The 17,614-nt window shown below is 70.9% G+C and carries 18 protein-coding genes; 2 read left to right on the plus strand and 16 right to left on the minus strand.

The annotated features are described in order from the left end of the window. Window positions 1–9 precede the first annotated feature (9 nt). On the plus strand, window positions 10–654 hold the full coding sequence (locus tag FJQ56_RS17240; RefSeq protein WP_140011079.1) for a class I SAM-dependent methyltransferase: 645 nt from the start codon (window positions 10–12) through the stop codon (window positions 652–654). A 27-nt stretch (window positions 655–681) separates the two neighbouring features. On the opposite strand, the gene FJQ56_RS17245 is transcribed toward FJQ56_RS17240, so the two are convergent. Genes FJQ56_RS17245 through FJQ56_RS17255 form a run of 3 tightly spaced genes read right to left on the minus strand, consistent with a single transcriptional unit; the run spans window position 682 to window position 3,852 of the window. Further along, the gene (locus tag FJQ56_RS17245) at window positions 682–1,776 is read right to left on the minus strand and encodes a prenyltransferase/squalene oxidase repeat-containing protein (protein ID WP_140010829.1); all 1,095 of its coding nucleotides are present in this window, start codon (window positions 1,774–1,776) and stop codon (window positions 682–684) included. Next, window positions 1,773–2,540, minus strand: a complete 768-nt coding sequence (locus tag FJQ56_RS17250) for a class I SAM-dependent methyltransferase (protein WP_140010830.1) — start codon at window positions 2,538–2,540, stop codon at window positions 1,773–1,775. The genes FJQ56_RS17245 and FJQ56_RS17250 overlap by 4 nt, the downstream gene beginning before the upstream one ends. Window positions 2,541–2,544: 4 nt before the next feature. After that, complete coding sequence (locus tag FJQ56_RS17255; RefSeq protein WP_140010831.1) at window positions 2,545–3,852, minus strand: glycosyltransferase family 4 protein; 1,308 nt, start codon at window positions 3,850–3,852, stop codon at window positions 2,545–2,547. A gap of 189 nt (window positions 3,853–4,041) precedes the next feature. On the opposite strand from FJQ56_RS17255, the gene FJQ56_RS17260 reads away from it, so the two are divergent. Next, complete coding sequence (locus FJQ56_RS17260) at window positions 4,042–4,647, plus strand: TetR family transcriptional regulator (protein WP_140010832.1); 606 nt, start codon at window positions 4,042–4,044, stop codon at window positions 4,645–4,647. A gap of 755 nt (window positions 4,648–5,402) precedes the next feature. Here FJQ56_RS17260 and FJQ56_RS17265 read toward each other — a convergent pair. From FJQ56_RS17265 to FJQ56_RS17325, 13 genes are all read right to left on the minus strand, one after another. Then, on the minus strand, window positions 5,403–5,897 hold the full coding sequence (locus FJQ56_RS17265) for a PPOX class F420-dependent oxidoreductase (RefSeq protein WP_211351141.1): 495 nt from the start codon (window positions 5,895–5,897) through the stop codon (window positions 5,403–5,405). A 9-nt stretch (window positions 5,898–5,906) separates the two neighbouring features. Next, window positions 5,907–6,671: a glucose 1-dehydrogenase gene (locus FJQ56_RS17270; protein WP_140010833.1), complete on the minus strand. Its 765-nt coding sequence runs from the start codon at window positions 6,669–6,671 to the stop codon at window positions 5,907–5,909. Further along, the gene (locus FJQ56_RS17275; protein ID WP_140010834.1) at window positions 6,668–7,570 is read right to left on the minus strand and encodes a 3-oxoacyl-ACP reductase; all 903 of its coding nucleotides are present in this window, start codon (window positions 7,568–7,570) and stop codon (window positions 6,668–6,670) included. The genes FJQ56_RS17270 and FJQ56_RS17275 overlap by 4 nt, the downstream gene beginning before the upstream one ends. Window position 7,571: 1 nt before the next feature. Further along, a complete protein-coding gene (locus FJQ56_RS17280) occupies window positions 7,572–7,766 on the minus strand; it encodes a ferredoxin (protein WP_140010835.1) in 195 nt (64 codons plus the stop codon). A 27-nt stretch (window positions 7,767–7,793) separates the two neighbouring features. Continuing rightward, complete coding sequence (locus FJQ56_RS17285) at window positions 7,794–8,771, minus strand: NAD(P)/FAD-dependent oxidoreductase (RefSeq protein ID WP_140010836.1); 978 nt, start codon at window positions 8,769–8,771, stop codon at window positions 7,794–7,796. A gap of 64 nt (window positions 8,772–8,835) precedes the next feature. Beyond that, window positions 8,836–9,612, minus strand: coding sequence for a hypothetical protein (locus FJQ56_RS17290; protein WP_140010837.1), 777 nt, complete (start codon window positions 9,610–9,612; stop codon window positions 8,836–8,838). 7 nt (window positions 9,613–9,619) lie between these two features. After that, window positions 9,620–10,156: a hypothetical protein gene (locus tag FJQ56_RS17295; protein WP_140010838.1), complete on the minus strand. Its 537-nt coding sequence runs from the start codon at window positions 10,154–10,156 to the stop codon at window positions 9,620–9,622. Further along, entirely contained in the window at window positions 10,153–11,490 is a 1,338-nt protein-coding gene (locus FJQ56_RS17300; RefSeq protein ID WP_140010839.1) for an MCE family protein, read from the minus strand. The genes FJQ56_RS17295 and FJQ56_RS17300 overlap by 4 nt, the downstream gene beginning before the upstream one ends. After that, window positions 11,487–12,899 carry an MCE family protein gene (locus tag FJQ56_RS17305; protein WP_246084224.1) on the minus strand — a complete coding sequence of 471 codons (1,413 nt, stop codon included), beginning with the start codon at window positions 12,897–12,899 and terminating at the stop codon, window positions 11,487–11,489. Before FJQ56_RS17305 ends, FJQ56_RS17300 begins: the two co-directional genes overlap by 4 nt. Beyond that, window positions 12,896–14,155, minus strand: coding sequence for an MCE family protein (locus tag FJQ56_RS17310; RefSeq protein ID WP_140010840.1), 1,260 nt, complete (start codon window positions 14,153–14,155; stop codon window positions 12,896–12,898). The genes FJQ56_RS17305 and FJQ56_RS17310 overlap by 4 nt, the downstream gene beginning before the upstream one ends. Next, window positions 14,152–15,159 (minus strand): MCE family protein, encoded by a 1,008-nt coding sequence (locus FJQ56_RS17315; RefSeq protein ID WP_140010841.1) that lies wholly within the window; start codon window positions 15,157–15,159, stop codon window positions 14,152–14,154. Before FJQ56_RS17315 ends, FJQ56_RS17310 begins: the two co-directional genes overlap by 4 nt. Beyond that, window positions 15,156–16,244, minus strand: coding sequence for an MCE family protein (locus FJQ56_RS17320; protein ID WP_140010842.1), 1,089 nt, complete (start codon window positions 16,242–16,244; stop codon window positions 15,156–15,158). The genes FJQ56_RS17315 and FJQ56_RS17320 overlap by 4 nt, the downstream gene beginning before the upstream one ends. Further along, entirely contained in the window at window positions 16,244–17,608 is a 1,365-nt protein-coding gene (locus tag FJQ56_RS17325) for an MCE family protein (protein WP_246084225.1), read from the minus strand. Before FJQ56_RS17325 ends, FJQ56_RS17320 begins: the two co-directional genes overlap by 1 nt. Window positions 17,609–17,614: the final 6 nt, after the last annotated feature.

The raw sequence follows: 17,614 nt of genomic DNA on the forward strand, positions 1-17,614 counted from the left end.
GTGTCCGTCATGCCTCCCGACCTGCTCGCCCACGCCGTCGCCGCCAAGGGCTTCATGCCGCAGGACGAGGGCGCGCTGCTGCATCGCGTCGCCGCGGAGCGGGCGGCGGCCGGGCCGCTGCTCGAGGTCGGCACCTACTGCGGCAAGTCCGCGATCTACCTCGGCGCGGCCGCCCAGCCGGTCGGCGGCACGGTCTTCACCGTCGACCACCACCGCGGCTCGGAGGAGAACCAGGCCGGCTGGGAGCACCACGACCCCACGCTCGTCGACGACGAGATCGGCCTGATGGACACGCTGCCGGTGTTCCGCCGTACGATCCACGCCGCCGGCCTGGAGGACACCGTGGTCGCGGTCGTCGGGCGCAGCACCACGGTCAGCCGCTCCTGGCGCACGCCGCTGAGCCTGCTGTTCATCGACGGCGGGCACGCCGAGGAGCACGCCCAGAACGACTACGCCGGCTGGGCGCCGTGGGTGATGCCGGGCGGCCTGCTCGTGATCCACGACGTCTTCCCCGACCCGGCCGACGGCGGCCAGCCGCCCTACCACGTCTACCTGCGTGCGCTGGCGGGCCGCGCGTTCAGCGACGTCGAGGCGGTCGGCTCGATGCGCGTGCTGCGGCGTGCGACGGGCGACACCGGTCACCCGGTGGGCTGAGCCGCCGGACGCGCGCGAGTCGGGCGGTCAGCCCCCGACGCGGTCCGAGTCGCAGCCGCACTCGAGCGCGATCTCGGCGAAGTGGGGGCCCAGCGAGGTGCCGCGCATGATGCCCGAGCCCGGCGAGCTGTGGCCGTAGGTCTCCCCCAGCGCGTCGACCGCGAGGATGACCGCGGCCGCGGTGTAGGTCGTGTGCTCGACGGGCCAGTAGACGTCGGCCGGCTCGCCGGGCTGGCCCTGGTAGACCCAGCCGGTCCAGTAGGCGCCGCCCTCGCCGCGCAGGTGCTGCATGTCGGCGAGCAGCTGGCGCGCGCGCCGGTGGTCGCCGACCGCGTCGAGGGCCATCGCGAGCTCGCAGGTCTCGGCGCCGGTGACCCAGGGGTTGGTGTCGACGCAGCGGATGCCGAGGCCGGGCACGACGAAGTCGTCCCAGCGCGGGGCCAGCAGCTCGAGCGCGGCCTCGCCGCGCACGGCACCGCCGAGGACGGGGTAGTACCAGTCCATGGAGTAGGTCGACTTGTCCTCGAACAGGTCGCGGTGTGCGCGCACGGCGTGGCCGAGGCGGCCGCCGGCGAGCTCCCAGTCGGGCTGCGCCTCGCCGAGCAGCTCGGCGAGCGCGACGCCGGCGCGCAGCGAGTGGTAGACCGACGAGTTGCCGGTGAGCAGGCAGAAGTCGTCGACGGGGGTCCAGCGGATGCCGCCGAACGGCACCTGCTGGGACACGACCCAGTCGAGCCCGGCCCGTACCGAGGGCCACAGCTCGGTGACGAACCCGATGTCGTGGCGCACCAGCCAGTGGTGCCAGAGGCCGACCGCGAGGTAGGCGCTCATGTTGACCTCGCCGCGCGGGTCGTCGACCTCGCCGCGGACGATCTTCATCGGCCACGAGCCGTCTGCGCGCTGCATGGTCGGGACCCAGCGGTAGGCCCGCTCGGCGGCGTCGACCTCGCCCCCGACGAGCAGGGCCATCGCGGCCTCGACGTGGTTCCAGATGTCGACGTGCTCGCCGGGAGTCCACGGGATGGCACCCGAGGGCTCCTGCATCGCGACGATGGAGGAGGCGGTGTCGGCGATGTCGCGGGCGGTGAGGACCCCGCGGACGTAGGGCAGCTGCTGGGTCACGCAGTGGCCGTGACCGAGGAGCCGGCGGGCTTGCGGAAGTAGAGCACCATCGACTTGCCGATCAGCGGGTCGAGCACCTTGCCGGCGTACTGCAGGACCTTGGGCTGCTTCATGATCTCCCAGACCAGCAGCTTGTGGTAGGCCTTGGCGGCCGGGTGCTGGTCGTTGTCGACGCCGACGGCGCACTTGATCCACCAGTACGGCGCGTGCAGGCCGTGGGCGTAGTCCTTGCCCTCGAAGACCATCGCGTCGCCGGGCGTGCCGTCGTTGAACCGGCCGGCCTTGGTGACCTTGTCGACCAGCTCGTGGTCGGTGTAGATGCGGATGTGGCCGCCCTCGGCGTTGTGGTAGTCGTCGGAGAGCTTCCAGTTGATGACCTCGGGCAGCCACCGCGGCACCGAGATGGCCAGGGTCCCGCCGGGCCGCAGCACCCGGACGAGCTCCTTGATCGCGTCGACGTCGGCGTGGATGTGCTCGAGCACCTCGGCAGCGACCACCCGGTCGAACTCGCCGTCGGCGAAGGGCAGCGAGAGGGCGTCGCCCTGCTTGATGTCGGCCTCGGCGCCCTCGGGCACCTCACCGGCCTCCTTCATCGCGCCGAACAGCTCGAGCACGCCGGCCAGCTCGTCGGCGTCCATGTCGAAGGCCACGACGTCACCGCCGCGGCGATAGAGCTCGAACGCGTGGCGTCCGCCCCCGCACCCCATGTCGAGGACGCGGTCACCGGGCTGGAAGCCCAGCCGGTCGAAGTCGACAGTCAGCATCTGGTTACTTCCCCTCGGTGGATGCTCGGTGGTCGAGGGTGGATGCTCGGTGGTCGAGCTTGTCGAGACCCTCGCTCGCGAAGTCCGCGATCACTTCCTCGTAGGCCGCCGCGACCTTCGTCGCGACCGCCCGCCAGCTGAACAGCTTCTGCACACGGCGCCGTCCGGCCTCGCCCATCCGGGCGCGACGCTCGGGATCGTCGAGCAGCACCGCGATGGCCTGCTTGAGCTCCTCGACGTCACCGGGGGTCACCAGGTCGGCGCACTCGCCGTCGGGGCCGACCACCTCGGGGATCGCCCCGGCCCGCGACACCACGAGCGGGGTGGCGCAGGCCATCAGCTCGGCGGTGGGCAGGGAGAAGCCCTCGTAGAGGGACGGCACGCAGGCCAGCTGGGCCGAGCCCATCAGCTCGACGAGCTCGGGGTCGCTGATGCCGTGGACGAAACGCACGTGCGGGCCGATGCCGAGGCGCTCGATGAGCTTCTCGGTGCGCCCGCCCGGGGAGGGCTTGGTGACCAGGATCAGCTCGATGTCGCGCTCGGTGCGCAGCTTGGCGAACGCCTCGAGCAACGTGGCGATGCCCTTCATCGGCGCGTCGGCGCTGGCCATCGCCATGATCCGGCCCTCGACTCGGGGGCGCACGGCCTCGTCGGGCGGCACGAACATGTCGTCGACGCCGAGCAGGATGACCTGCATCCGCTCGAGGTCGACGCCGAAGTCGCGGGCGATGTCGCGCTTGGACGTCTCGGACGGCGTCATGATCTTGCGGGCCCGGCGGGCCACCTTGCCCTGCATCCGCAGGAAGCCGTACCAGCGGCGCAGGGTGAGCTTGCGCCACGGGTTGCGGGTCTGGCTCAGGTCGATGCGCCGGTCGTAGCTGATCGGGTGGTGGAGCGTGGTGATCAGCGGCAGCCCGTAGCCCTCGATGTCGAGCAGCCCGGTGCCGAGGACCTGGTTGTCGTGGGCGATGTCGAACTCGCCGGCCCGCTCCTCGAGGATGCGGCTGATCCGACGCGAGAACGTCTTGGGCTCGGGGAAGCCGGCGACGCACATCGTCGCGAACTCCTCCACGTCGATGAGGTCGCGGAACTCCCGCAGCTTGGGCACGCGGAAGGGGTCCGGCTCGCGGTAGAGGTCGAGGCTGGGGACCTTGGTCAGCTCGACGCCCGGGTCGAGCTCGGGGTAGGGCTGACCGGAGAAGATCTCGACCTCGTGCCCCAGGGCGACCAGCTCGCGGCTCAGGTGGCGCAGGTAGACCCCCTGCCCGCCGCAGTGCGGCTTGCTGCGATAGGACAGCATGGCGATGCGCATATGCGGCTCGACCCTCCGGTACTGGGTACGACACGAGGCCGCACGACGTAGAACGTGTTCCTATTATGGCCTGACGACCGATAGCCTAGTGGGGCAGATCAGACAACGAGCAGCCGTCCCCGGTGCATTCCCCGATCAACGATGATGCGTGAGTGCCATGAACAACCCTGATGACCGTGGGGGTCCCCGATGAGCACGACCAACTCCCTGACCGTGGACGACCTCGGTTCCGCAGCCCAGCGCGAGCGCCGCAAGCGCATCCTCGACGCGACCTACGACCTCGCCCGCGACGGCGGCTTCGACGCCGTCCAGATGCGTGCGGTGGCCGACTCCGCCGAGGTCGCGCTCGGCACGCTCTACCGCTACTTCCCGTCCAAGATCCACCTCCTGGTCTCGGCGCTGGCGCGCGAGTTCGAGCGCAGCGAGGCGACGTTCCGCGAGGTCACCATCCCCGGCGACACCGCCGCCGAGCGGGTCATCTACGTGATGAAGCGGACCACCCGGGGCCTGCAGGGCGACCCCAAGCTCACCGAGGCCCTCACCCGCGCCTTCATGTTCGCCGACGCCTCCGTGGCCGCCGAGATCCACACCGTCGGCATGCTGCTGACCTCGATGCTCACCCGCGCGATGCACCCCGACGACACCCACGAGCCCACCGACCGCGACGTGGCCATCGCCCGCGTCATCGGCGACGTGTGGCTCTCGGCCCTGGTCGCCTGGGTCACCGGCCGCTCCACCGCCGCCGAGACCGGCGCCCACCTCGAGACCGCCGTCGGCCTGCTGCTGCGCGACTGACGTACGTCGGCCCCAGTCGGTCGAGGTGCGAAGGCCGCCAGGCCTGAGCCTCGAGACCCCGGCCGGTCGAGGTGCGAAGGCCGCCAGGCCTGAGCCTCGAGACCCCCGCAGTCGACGCTCCAACTCCACCAAGGCTTCGTCTGATCGGGACTCTCTCCGGCGCGCGACTCGCGGGGTCGGGGTGTCCGCGCGCCTACCATTCCGGGTCTCGCCGTCAAGGACGTCGCTTCGCTCCGCCGCTACGCGGTCGCTTCGCGATCCTTGACCGCGAGCCTCTCCCGGAATGGCCAGGGCGCAGACAAGGGCGGGCTGCGCCGCGCCCTCGTCCAGCGCGGATACCCCTGGCCGCCGAACCTGGTGCTTCTACGACGAAGCTTCGTCGTAGAACCGGGAGGTTCGTCGACCCCAGAACACCAGCGGGACCTGTGAGACCAGTGGGATCACGGGAGGGGCGGGCCCAGCGACCGGCGAGATTCGTCCCCCTCGGGGCTCGCGCGAATCTCGCCGGTCGACCACCCGGACAGCGGGCGGTGCGCCAGCCACCGAACCCGCCCGCTCAACGGCCCAGACCGGTGGCTCACCCACCGCCCGACCCGAACGCTGTGAGAACCGGCACGAGAAGACGTCGCTGAAGACCGCAGAACGCCGCGGTGGTCTCGAGGCTCGGCGCTAGCGCGCCTCACACCTCGACCGACGTGAAGGGGGTCTCGAGGCTCGGCGCTGGCGCGCCTCGCACCTCGACCGACGTACGACGCTCAGAGGAAGGCGGCCGTGGACCCGCCGAGCTCGATGGGGGGCAGGCCGAGCTTGCGGTGGTCCCAGCTGCGGACGCGGTCGGGGTCGAGGCGGACGACGACGCGGTTCTTGGCCATCAGCTCGACGAACGGCTTGAGCTCCTCGGTGTACGGCGCGTTGTAGCGCTCGAAGATGTCGACGCACACGTCCCAGACGACGTCGGGGTCCTCGATGATCGTGCCGGTGCCCTCGATCGCGACGCCACGCAGCTGGTCGTAGGTCTCGCCGGCCTCGACCAGGAAGCTCATCCGGGCGTCGCGGCGCAGGTTGACGACCTTCTGCGACTTGCTCTTGGTCTCGATCCAGATGTGGCCGTCGCGCCAGGCGTACCACATGGCGACGAGGTTGACCTGGCCGTCCTTGCCCACGGTGGCCACGGTCGAGGACCGCTGCTGGGTGAGGAAGTCGGAGACCTCGGTGTCGGACATGACGATCTGGGAGCGCTGGTTGGCCACGTCGCGAACCTATCCGCCGAAGCCGTGGGTCGCGGTGACGCCACCGTCGATGGCGATCTCGGCGCCGTTGATGTAGGTCGCCTCGTCGCTGCCGAGGAAGACGTAGAGCGGGGCGATGTCGTCGGGGGTGCCGACGCGGCGCAGCGGCACCTTCGAGGCGCCGTACTCCATGGCGAGGTCACCGCCGTGGACCCGGGTCATCGGGGTGTCGATCATGCCGGGGTGGACGCTGTTGGTGCGGATGTTGTACTTCCCGAGCTCGTGCGCGGCCGCCTTGGTCATGCCGCGGATCGCGAACTTGGTGGCGCCGTACGCCGCGGTGTTGGCCATGCCGGCCAGCCCCTCGGTCGACGAGGAGTTGATGATCGCTCCCCCGCCATGGGCCCGCATCGTGGGCACGACCGACTGCATGCCGAGCCAGCAGCCGAGCTGGTTGACGCGGAACAGCAGCTCGACCTCGTCGATCGGCATGTCCTGGATCGAGCCGAAGCGCAGGATGCCGGCGTTGTTGGCCAGGATCGAGACGGGACCGAAGCGCTCGTCGGTGTCGGCGACCAGCGCGGTCCACGACGCCTGGTCGGACACGTCGTGGTGGGCGAAGTGAGCCGAGTCCCCCAGCTCGGTGGCCAGGTCCGTGCCCTCGTCCTTCGCGACGTCGGCGACGACGACCTTCGCGCCCTCGGCGACGTAGGCCCGGACGATGCCCGCGCCCTGGCCCATCGCGCCGCCGGTGACGATGGCGACCTTGCCCTGGAGACGGCCCGTGCTGCTCATGCCTGCAACCTCATGATCGAGTCGGCGGCGAAGCCGACGGAGGGGTCCCGGTCGGCGAAGTAGCCGCCCAGCTGGTCCGCGAGGTCCTCGGGGGTCCACACCGAGCCGGTCTTGTCGAAGCGCTGCTCGACCACGGGCGCCGCGACGAGCGCGACCATGCCGCCGTAGACGACGAACACCTGACCGGTGATCGACTCGGCCGCCGGCGAGGCGAGGTAGGCGACCAGGGGGGCGACGTGCTCGGCGGAGTAGGGGTCGACGTCCTCGCCAGAGGTGTCCTCGCCGAAGACCTGCGCGGTCATCGCGGTCCGGGCGCGGGGGCAGATGGCGTTGGCGCGTACGCCGACCCTGCCGAGACCGCGCGCGGTCGAGAGCGTCAGGGCGGTGATGCCGGCCTTGGCCGCGGCGTAGTTGGCCTGGCCGGGCGAGCCACCGAGGAACGCCTCGGAGGCGGTGTTGACGATGCGCGCGTAGACCGGCGCGTCGGCGGTCTTGGACGCGGATCGCCAGTAGGCAGCGGCGTTGCGCGACAGCAGGAAGTGTCCGCGCAGGTGCACGCGGATCACGGCGTCCCACTCGTCGTCGCTCATGTTGAACAGCATCCGGTCGCGGGTCATGCCGGCGTTGTTGACGACGATCTCGAGCGAGCCGAAGCCCTCGGTGGCGGCCTCGAGCATCGCCTCGGAGACCCCGGCGTCGGACACGTCGCCCTCGACGACGGCGACCTCGGCGCCCAGGCCCCGGATCTCGTCGGCGGCCTCGTCGGCGGCGCCCGGCAGGTCGTTGAGCACGACGCGGGCACCGGCCCGGGCCAGCGCCACGGCCTCGGCGCGGCCCAGCCCGGCGCCGGCCCCGGTGACGATCGCGACGCGCCCGTCGAGGTCGGTGGTGCCGCCCACCTCAGTCGTCCTGCAGCGAGATCGCAGCGCGCGGGCAGGCTGCCACCGCACGCTTGACGTCGTCGAGCGTCTCGGGCGTCGTCTCGTCCGCCTTGACGACGAGGTAGTCGTCGTCGTCGAGCTCGAAGACCTCCGGCGCCATCGCCTCGCACAGCGCGTTGGACTCGCAGAGGTCGAAGTCGACCTTGATCTTCATGGGCATGCCCTCCTGGGGTGAACGGGTCTAGGACGCCTCGGACGAGTGGCCCGGGAACACCTTGGCGCTCGGGTCGATCGCCACGGTGGCGTTGTTGACGGCCGTGGCGGCCTCGCCGAAGCCGACGGCGATGAGGCGGACCTTGCCGGGGTACTCGGTGATGTCGCCGGCCGCGAAGACCCGCGGCAGGCTGGTCTGCATCGCCGGGTCGACGCAGATGTGGCGCTTCCTGACCTCGATGCCCCACTGCTGCAGGGGACCCAGGTCGGCGATGAAGCCGAGGGCCGCGACGATCGCCTGGCAGGGCCGGGTGACGGTCTGGTCGCCGACGGTGATGTCGACCGACTCGACCGTCGTGGCGCCGCGGATCGCGCTGAGCTCGGCCTGGGTGATGATCTCGACCGAGGAGGCCCGGACCTCCTGGACCGTGCGCTCGTGGGCCCGGAACGCGTCGCGACGGTGCACGAGCGCGACCGACCGGGCGATCGGCTCCAGGTGGAGCGCCCAGTCGAAGGCGCTGTCGCCGCCGCCGACGATGACGACGTCCTTGCCGGCGTACGGCGCGAAGCTGGGCACGAAGAACTCGAGCCCCCGACCCACCCAGTCGCCGCCGACGGGCAGCGACCGCGGGGAAAACTTGCCGATGCCGGCGGTGATGATGACCGCTCCGGCCCGCACCACGGTGTCGTCGTCGAGGCCGACGGTCACGCCGTCGTCGTCGGTCGCCAGCGTCGTGGCCGTGCGGTCGAGGAGGTAGACGGGCTTGGCGGTGTTGGCCTGCTCGACCAGACCGGCGACCAGGTCGCGGCCCTTGATCGACGGGAACCCCGCGACGTCGAGGATCTGCTTCTCGGGGTACATCGCCGTGATCTGGCCGCCCAGCTCGGGCAGCGAGTCGACGACCGCGATCCGGTGACCGCGGAACCCCGCGTAGTAGGCGGCGTAGAGCCCGGTCGGGCCGGCCCCGATGATCAGCAGGTCGACGTCCTCGGTGCTCGCGGTCACACGGCCATCCTTCGGGAGTCGGGCTTGCTGACCAAGTGGAACGTGTTCTAGTTCCGGCCGAACCCTACAACGCCTCCAACCGGGAGACCAGCCACCCGTCCGACGTGTTGGTCATCGTCACCGTGACCCGGTACTGCACCGGCTGCACGCCGCCGCGGCTGCCCTTGCGGGTCGTCTGGGTGAGGAACAGCAGCGCCACGACCTCGTCGTCGGTCGCGGTCACGACGCCCTGCGCCGAGATGTCGATGACGACCTCGGTCTGCTGGGCGACGAACTGCTTCTTGATGTCGGCCTTGGTCTGGCGGTACTTCTCGGCGAACGGCTCGGTCATCGTCGCGGTCGCCTTGGCGACCTGGGCGTCGTAGTCCTTCGAGGAACCGGCGAGGATCAGCGTGGCCGCGGTCGCTGCCTGGTCGACGACGCGGCGCACCTCGAGGTCGGGTGCCTGCACGGGCCGCTCGGCCGTCAGCGGTGTCGGGTCGGGCTCGTGGTCGGAGGCGAGGTAGACGACCTCCCCCGCCCCCAGGGCCAGCAGCAGCACCACGACCGCGATCAGCACCCCCAGCGGACGGCGCCGACTGTCGGGCTCGTCGGGCTCGTCGTACGACGCCGCGACCGCGGGCGGGTCGTCGGCGACGACCGGCTCCGCGGAGCGCTTGCGCAGGTCGACCTCGGGGGCCGCAGGGACCTCGTCGAGCGCGGTGACCTCGACCTCGGCCACCTCGTCGACCCCATCGATCCCCTCGACCTCCGGGGCGCCGGGCCGGCTCCCGGCGACGCGACGCGGGCGCGAGGTGGGGGCACGGGCCGGGCGCGAGGGCTTGCGCGGTGACTGGCTCATCGCGTCGTCACCCCACGAACTGCAGGTCGTTGGCCAGCCAGGCGCCGTCGCGACGCACCAGCTTGACCAGGAGGCGGAAGTTGCGGACCTGCGTCGTCTCACCGGTCTGGGCGTTGGCGACCTTGCCCTCGGTCGCGACCAGGACGCTGGCGCTGTCGGCGTCGATGTCGTCGACGGCGGACACCGCGACCTTGCCGGTGAGGACCGACTTGAAGGTCGTCACGAGCTCGACGAGGCTGTCGGAGGAGGCCTTGTACTGGTCCAGGAAGGTCCCGGTGGCGGTCGCCGCGACCGCGTCGAAGCTCTTCTTCGGTGACCGGTAGTCGATGTTGACCAGGGCGGTGGCCGTCGCCTCGGCTGCCTTCTTGGCCTCGCCGTAGCGGTCCTGCTCGGCCAGGGACGGTGCGCGCCGGTCCGGGTCGTCGTCGCCGCGGGCCTGCTCGACCACCAGCACCGCGCCCACGACGCAGGCGCACGCCAGGACGACCGCGAGGACCAGCAGCACCCGCGCCGCGCTCGGTCGACCGCCTGTCATCCGCCTCATCGGCCGACCTCCGTGCTGGTCCCCGTGCTGGTCCCCGTGCCGGTCGGGCTCGCGAGCGGGCCGACCAGCAACCACTTCCAGGAGTCGTCGCCGAGGATCGACAGGTCACCGGCGGCGCCGAACCGCACCGGGTCGCCGTGCTCGTCGACGACCCCGTCCACGAGGCCGGTCGACGGGTCGTAGGTGCCGGACACGGCCCCGTCGGCGTACTGCTTGGCCGACGAGTTGTTGCCCGGGTTGCCGGGGGTGCCGGGGACGTGGGGGGTACCGCGCTGCACGAAGGGCGCTCCGCTCTTGCACTGGGCCGGATAGATCGGGGCGTCGCCGAGCTCGTCGCCACGACGCCAGTCGGCACTGGGCTTGTAGCCCTCGACGCACGGCGGGACGCTGTAGTCGAACTGCAGGTTGACGTGACCGTAGCCGTCGGGCGGCGAGCCGGTGAACCCGCCGGCGATGACCCGCGGGAACGTCACGAGGAGCTGCTCGACGCCGTCGAGGTGCGAGACCACGACCTGGTTGACGGTGACCAGGTCGCTCAGCAGGACCGGCAGCGTGGGCCCGAGGTCGCGAAGCAGGGCACGGACCTCACGGGCCGCCGGCGGGGTGTCGTCGAGGACCGTGCGGATGTCGCCGTCGGAGCGCCGCAGTGCGTCGGTCAGGTCGGCGAGATCGCGGGAGAACGACGTGATGTTGTCGCCGCTGTGGCGCTGGGTGCGCAGCACGGTGCGCGCGGACTCGAGGAGCTGCACGGTCTCGTCGGTGTGGGCGGCGGCGTCGTCGATGAACGCGCCGCCGTCGTCGATCAGCTGCTGCAGCGGCCGGCCGGTGTCGACGAACATGTCGCCCAGCTCACGGATCAGTACCTTCAGGCTGCGCTGGTCGACGGAGTTGACGAAGCGGTCGAGCGAGACGAGCAGGTCGGCCTCGTCGACGGGCAGCGAGGCGGCCGAGCCCTTCATCCGGCTGCCGTCCTCGGCGTACGGCGGCTTGGCGTCGGGCGGCTCGAAGTCGAGGTACTGCTCGCCGACGGCCGAGAGGTTGTGGACGTACATCGGCGAGTCGAGCGGGATCTGCACGCCCTCCTCGATGCTGAGCTCGAGCGCGACCCCGGTGCGGGTCGTGTCCATGGCGCTGACCTTGCCGATCTTGGTGCCGCGGTAGGTCACCTCGCTGCCCTCGAAGAGCCCGCCGGAGGTCGGCAGGTCGACGTGGACGGTGTAGCCGCGACCGAGGACGCGGTCGACCAGGCCGAGGTAGGCCGCAGCGACGTAGACGACGCCGACGGCGGAGAGCACGACGAAGGCGAGCAGCCGGATGCGGACGGCGCGCGTCATGAAGTCGCCCCCTCGAAGAGGGTGTCGTTGTCGGCCCGGGGCGCCGGGTCGCCGCTGGAGAGGGCCGAGCTCAGCCGGCCCAGGCCGAGGTCGGGCAGGTCGGGCAGACCCGACGAGCCGGACGAGCCCGACGAGCCCGACGACGCGGAGCCGCTGCTGCGCCCCCCGAGCCCCCCGAGCCCGCCCAGGCCGTCGACGAGGTCGCCGACCGGGCCAAGCGCCCGGCAGACCGGCTTGGTGCGCCACTGCGCGGTCTGGCACCGCTTGATCAGGCGGGGCAGGAGGTTGAGCGAGCTGAGCACGGCGCGGCACGACGCGGAGCCGATCGACCCGCTGCGCAGGCACGCCGTCACCCGGTCGAGGTCGGCGGCCGACAGCGGCAGGTCGAGGCCGAGGTCGTCGAGCACGCCGCCGGGGGGCAGGAAGTTCTCGAGGTTGATGTCGGCGCGGATCGAGGTGTTGGCGTAGTCGCCGAGCACGATCTCGGAGGCCTCCTTCGGGAACGGGAAGCTCACCAGCAGGTTGAGGCCGGGGGCCAGGGAGTCGCCGGCGGCGCTGAGGTTGGACACGACGGGCTCGAGGTCGCGCAGCTGGGCGAGCAGGTCGTCCTTGCTCGCACGGATCACGCGGGTGCCGACGACGCCGAGGCGGTCGAGCGAGGCCAGCATGCCGACGAGCTCGTCGGTCTGCTGCCCGAGCACGTCGATCGCCGGACCGGTCACGTCGAGGGCGTCCGTGATCGTCTTCTTCTCGCGGTTGAGCGTCGAGGTCAGGTTGTTGAGCGACTCCAGCGCGCGGATGATGTCGGCCTTCTGGTCGTCGAGGGTGCCGACGAAGCGGTCGAGGTTGCCGAGCAGGCTGCGCAGCTCCTTCTCGCGCCCGCTCATGGCAGCGTTGAGCTCGCGGGTGATCGTGCCGAGCTGGGCCACCCCGCCCCCGCTGAGCAGGCTGGCCAGCGCACCGAGGACCTCCTCGACCTCCGGGTTGCGCCCGGTCTGGTCCAGGCCGAGCTTGTCCTTCGGGTTGTCGCCGAGCCGCCCCACGGGGGCGGTGTCGGTGGGCGGCTCCAGGGCGACGTACTTCTCGCCGAGGAGGCTGACCTGGCGGATCTCCGCGATCGCGTTGTCCGGCAGCACGATGTCGTCGCGCACCCGCAGCGTCACCTGGGCGTGCCAGCCCACCCGCTCGACCTCGGTCACCTCGCCGACGGTGACGTCGTCGACCATGACGGGTGAGCGGGGCACCACGTTGAGGATGTCCTCGAACTCCGCGGTCACCTCGTAGGACTCGTCGGCATCGACCGGCGAGCCGGGCAGCGGCAGGTCGTAGGCACCGTCGAAGTCGCACGCGGTCAACCCGGTGGCCAGCAGGACCCCGGTGAGCGCGCCGGCGAGCACCCGGCGCCTCACGAGGCACCTCCGGCGAGGAGCTCGGCGAACGTCGGGGGCTCGTCGCTGGTGAACGCGCCGCCCGACCCGGACTGCGTCGTCGGCTGGGTCGTCGACCGGGTCGCGGTGGTGCCGACCGGGGCCGTGCCGGACCGCGGCGAGCTGCCCGGCACGGAGGGCAGTGCCGGCGGGATGGTGCCGACCTGGCCGGTCACCGGCTCGAGCAGGGCCTCGAAGAGGTCGCAGGCGAGGTCCTTGCTGATCTTGGGGAGGTCGGACTGCTGCACCACCAGGCACAGGAAGCCGTCGGCATCGGCGACGTTGCCGGTGACGCCGATGCGGGAGCCGACCGAGCCTGACTGGGAGTTGTAGGCGAGCACGAGGTTGCCGATGGCGACGGGCGCGACGTCGAGCGCGGTGTCGAGGCTCCCCTTCTCCGAGGCGATGGCGCGTACGACGCGGCTCAGCTTGCGCACGTCGGTGGCCAGCGCCTTGCGGTTGTCCTTGACGAACGAGCGCACGCTCCCGACGGTGTCGGCGACGGCGGCCAGCGTGGCCCGCAGCTCACCGCGCTCGTCGGACAGCTGCTTGCTCACGTCGGCCAGGTCGGACATGAACGCCCGCACGAGCTTGTCGTTGTCGGCCAGCGTCGTGGTGAACTCCGCCAGCTCGCTCACCGTGGCGAACAGGTCCCCGCTGCTGTGGCTGAAGGCCGTCGCGGCCGACGCGAGGTTGCGCAGCATCTCGTTGCCGGCCTTGCCCTGGCCGTCGAGGGCGCCGGCGCCGGCCTTCAGCAGGTGGTTGAGGGTGCCGTCGGCGTTGACCCCGTTGGGTCCCAGCGTGGTGGTGAGGTCGCGCAGGGCGGCGTAGATGCGGTCGAGCTCGACGGGCACGGCGGTCTGGGCCAGCGGCAGGTCGTGGCCGTCGGCCATCACCTTGTCGCCCTTCTTCCAGACCGGGGTCAGCTGCACGAAGCGGTCGGCCACCAGGGTCGGGGTGACGATGACCGCCTTGGCGTCCGCGGGCAGGTCGACGGTGCCGTCGTAGGACATCTCGACCCGGATGGAGCGCCCCTCGGGGGTGACCTCGGTGACCTTGCCGACGGTGACGCCGAGGACCTTGACGTCGCTGCCCTCGTAGATGCTGACGGCGCGGTCGAAGTGGGCCGTCACCGTCTTGTCCTCTACGGCGTTGCTGCGGTCGACGAGCAGGAATCCGACGGCGACGAGCACGACGATCAGCAGGATCGCCGTACGGGTGGTGAGCAGACCCCTCATCGCAGCACCTCGGGGACGCCGGGGACGAACTCGCCGGTCGGGATCGCGAGGAGGTTGACGGCGTAGGCGTCGAACCAGGGGCCCGTGCCGATGATGTTGCCGAGGATCGAGACGTAGGGGCCGAGGGCGGCCAGGGTCGCCTTCAGCTCCTTCTCGCGGCTGATCAAGGTGTCGAGGAGGTCGTCGACCTCGCGCAGGGCCGGGGCGATCTGCGCCTGGTTGTCGGTGACGACGCCGCGCAGCTCGCGCGCCAGCGCACGGGCGTTGACCAGCAGCCGGTGGATGGCGTCCTTGCGCTTCTTCAGCTCGTCGAAGACCTTGTCGGCGCTGCCCATGAGCTCGACCAGCTCGTCGCTACGGTCGGCCAGCACCTTCGAGACGTTCTTGGAGCTGGCGAACAGGGCCTGCAGCTGCTCGTCGCGCGAGGCGACCGTCTGCGACAGCCGGGAGATGCCCCGGAAGCTCTCGGCGATCTCGGGGGCGGCCGAGTCGACGGTGTCGCTGAGCACGTCGAAGGCATCCTTCAGAGCGTCTTTGTCGATGCCCTCGGTCGTCTGCGTCAGGTCGCCGAAGACGTCGATGATGTCGTAGGCCGTGGTGGTGCGGGGGCGGCCGTCGGGGAACGTCGTCGGGATCGGCTCGTCCTGCGCGAGGTCGCCGCCGCCGGCCGGGGTGAGCCGGAGGTACTTCTCGCCCAGCAGGTTGAGCACCTCGACCGACGCGGTGGTGTCCTCGCCCAGCTCGATGCCCTGGTCGATGGTGAAGGTCACCAGCACCTGGGAGTCCTTCAGCTCGACGCCGGAGACGCGGCCCGAGCGGATGCCGCCGACCTGGACGCTGCTCCCCTTGCGGATGCCGCCGGCCTCGGTGAACCACGCCTGGTAGGTCTCGCCGCGAAAGCCCGGGAACTTCGAGAGGTTGAAGGCGGCGGCCATGACCAGCAGCATCAGCACGAGCGTGATCGAGCCGTAGCGCATCACGCGGCGCTCGTCCTTGCGGCTCATCGATTGCACCGGGGAGCCGTGGAGCGGAAGTCGATGCTGTTGAGCTGCTTGTTGAGGTCCTTGATGATCGGGAGCCCGCTGACGACCGGGAGGGTGATCTTCCCGGCGAAGCCGCAGATGTAGTAGTTGTACCAAGATCCGTAGGTGCCGGTCCGGGTCTGGTCGGTCATCGACTCGGGCAGCCGGTCGAAGATCTCGACGACGAGCTTCTTGTTCTCGGGCTTGTTGAGCAACTTGGCCAGGGTGCGCAGCTCGGCGATGTCGTCCTTGAGCAGCGGGCGGCCCTGCTCGAGCAGGTCGGCGACGACGGCGGTGAGGTCGGAGATGCTGCTCAGCGAGCTGCCGATCGTCTCGCGGTCGGCGGCGAGGTCGCCCATCCAGTCGCGCAGCTCGACCACAAGGCGCTCGAGCTGGACGTGGCGGGAGTCGACCGTCTCGAGGGTGGTGCCCAGGTTGTCGACGACCTCGCCGATGAGCTGGTCGCGGTCGGCCAGGGTGTTGGTGAGCGACGCGGTGTTGTCGAGCAGGGAGGCGACGGTGCCGCCCTCGCCCTGCAACACCTGGACGATGTTCATGGTGAGCTCGTTGACGTCCTGGGGCGCCAGGGCCGAGAACAGCGGCTTGAAGCCGTTGAAGAGGGCGGTCAGGTCGAGCGCGGGCTCGGTCTGCCTCATCGGGATGACGTCGTCCTCGCCGAGGTCGGCGGCGCCCTTGTCGATGCCCTCCTCGAGCGCGAGGTAGCGGTCGCCCACCAGGTTGAGGAAGCGGATCTCGGCGCGCGAGGCCGTGGTCAACGGCAGGTCGGCCTGGACCCGGAAGGTCACCAGGGCGTTGGCGTTCTCCTTGCCGGCGTGCTCGACGGAGGTGACCTCCCCGACGCTGACACCGGCGACCCGGACGTCGTCGCCCTTCTCCAGGGAGCTGGCGTTGGCGAACTCGGCCCGGTAGGTCCGGCCGTCACCGAACCCGATGTTGCCCATGATCACGGCCAGCAGCCCGGTGACCAGGATCGAGACCACCGTGAACACCGCCAGCTTGAGGCCGGCCGACAGGGTCGTGCGGTTGCGGTTGGAGGCGCCGGCCACTAGGACGCACCCCCCGTGCCGCCGCGGACGACGGGACCGTAGAGCAGCGCGCCGAGCGAGCCGTAGGAGTCGGCCGGGCGGCCGGTGCGGTCGGCGAGCAGCGCGTTGAGGACCTGCTGGTCGCCGGCAGTGCCGGCGTACCCGCTCGACATCCCGATGCCGAAGCCGCCCTGGCGGGTCCAGCCGGGTGCGGTGCGGGGACGCGGCAGCCCTGGCAGTCCCGGCAGGTCGCTGGTCGGCGGATCGTCGTCGATGTCGGTGCCGTCCTTGAATGCGTTCGGCCCGATCGGCACCGGTGGGTAGGGCAGCCCCGAGCACCAGGGCCCGTGGCCGATCTCGCCGTACTCGGGCAGGTCCTTCTGCGTGTAGGCGCCGTACTGGGCCGAGCCGAGCTCGAGGTACTGCTTGACCTGGTTGCCCTCGAAGGTCTTGGCCAGGATGGGTGCGTAGCGCGCGGCCCCCTTGAGCAGGCACGGCAGCTCGGGCGAGTACGTCGCCAGCAGCTTGAGCACGGGCGCACCGACCTTGCCGACCTCGATCAGGTTGGCCTCGTTGTCGCGCAGCAGCGTGCGGCTGGTGTCGGCCAGCCCGGTGAGGTCGGTGAAGAAGACGTCGAGCGACTGGCGCTTCTCGACCACGGTGCGGCCGGTGACGGTGAGGTTGCCGAGCACCCGGAGCAGGTCGGGCGCGGCGTCGTCGTAGGTGTCGGCCACGTCGGCGATCAGCCCGAGGTCCTCGCGCAACGTCGGCAGGGAGCCCTCGATGCCGTCGATGTAGCGGTTGAGGTCGTCGAGGGTCTCGCCCAGCTGGTCGCCGCGACCCTCGAGCGCGGTCTCGAGGGCGTTGAGCGTCAGGTTGAGGTCGGCGGGTCGCACGGCCCTCAGCAGCGGGAACAGGTTGGCCAGGATGCGGCTGAGCTCGACGTTGGTCTCGACCCGCGACGACGGGATCACGGCGTCGGGCGCCAGCGGGGTGCGCGACGGCTTCGCGGGCTCGACGAAGGAGACGAACTTCTGGCCGAACAACGTCGTGGGCAGGATCTGGACGGTGACGTTGGCGGGGATCTCGCGGGCTGCCGCCGGGTCGAGGGCGACCTCGATCTCGGCCTCGCCGTCCTTCTCGGACACCTGCCGGACCTGGCCGATCAGCACGCCGTGGCGGCGTACGTCGCCGAACTTGGCGAGCTGCAGGCCGGCCCGGTCGGCCCGGATGGTGATGGTGGTGACGGTGGCGAACTTCTTGTCGTAGATCGCGATCGACAGGGCGACCAGCAGGGCCATCGCGGTGAGGAAGACGACGCCCGCGACGAGCAGGCGCAGGTGCTCACGCCTGGTGTCGTGGTGGACGTTGACGAGCAGCGGCATCTGTCG

The organism is Nocardioides plantarum, assembly GCF_006346395.1.
Classification (GTDB): Bacteria; Actinomycetota; Actinomycetes; order Propionibacteriales; family Nocardioidaceae; genus Nocardioides; species Nocardioides plantarum.

Excerpts from the sequence above, each read along its gene's own strand:
- FJQ56_RS17240 (WP_140011079.1), top strand. The coding sequence starts at position 10 with ATGCCTCCCGACCTGCTCGCCCACGCCGTCGCCGCCAAGGGCTTCATG.
- FJQ56_RS17250 (WP_140010830.1), bottom strand. The coding sequence starts at position 2,540 with ATGCTGACTGTCGACTTCGACCGGCTGGGCTTCCAGCCCGGTGACCGC.
- FJQ56_RS17255 (WP_140010831.1), bottom strand. The coding sequence starts at position 3,852 with ATGCGCATCGCCATGCTGTCCTATCGCAGCAAGCCGCACTGCGGCGGG.
- FJQ56_RS17260 (WP_140010832.1), top strand. The coding sequence starts at position 4,042 with ATGAGCACGACCAACTCCCTGACCGTGGACGACCTCGGTTCCGCAGCC.
- FJQ56_RS17270 (WP_140010833.1), bottom strand. The coding sequence starts at position 6,671 with ATGAGCAGCACGGGCCGTCTCCAGGGCAAGGTCGCCATCGTCACCGGC.
- FJQ56_RS17280 (WP_140010835.1), bottom strand. The coding sequence starts at position 7,766 with ATGAAGATCAAGGTCGACTTCGACCTCTGCGAGTCCAACGCGCTGTGC.
- FJQ56_RS17290 (WP_140010837.1), bottom strand. The coding sequence starts at position 9,612 with ATGAGCCAGTCACCGCGCAAGCCCTCGCGCCCGGCCCGTGCCCCCACC.
- FJQ56_RS17295 (WP_140010838.1), bottom strand. The coding sequence starts at position 10,156 with ATGAGGCGGATGACAGGCGGTCGACCGAGCGCGGCGCGGGTGCTGCTG.
- FJQ56_RS17300 (WP_140010839.1), bottom strand. The coding sequence starts at position 11,490 with ATGACGCGCGCCGTCCGCATCCGGCTGCTCGCCTTCGTCGTGCTCTCC.
- FJQ56_RS17310 (WP_140010840.1), bottom strand. The coding sequence starts at position 14,155 with ATGAGGGGTCTGCTCACCACCCGTACGGCGATCCTGCTGATCGTCGTG.
- FJQ56_RS17315 (WP_140010841.1), bottom strand. The coding sequence starts at position 15,159 with ATGAGCCGCAAGGACGAGCGCCGCGTGATGCGCTACGGCTCGATCACG.
- FJQ56_RS17325 (WP_246084225.1), bottom strand. The coding sequence starts at position 17,608 with ATGCCGCTGCTCGTCAACGTCCACCACGACACCAGGCGTGAGCACCTG.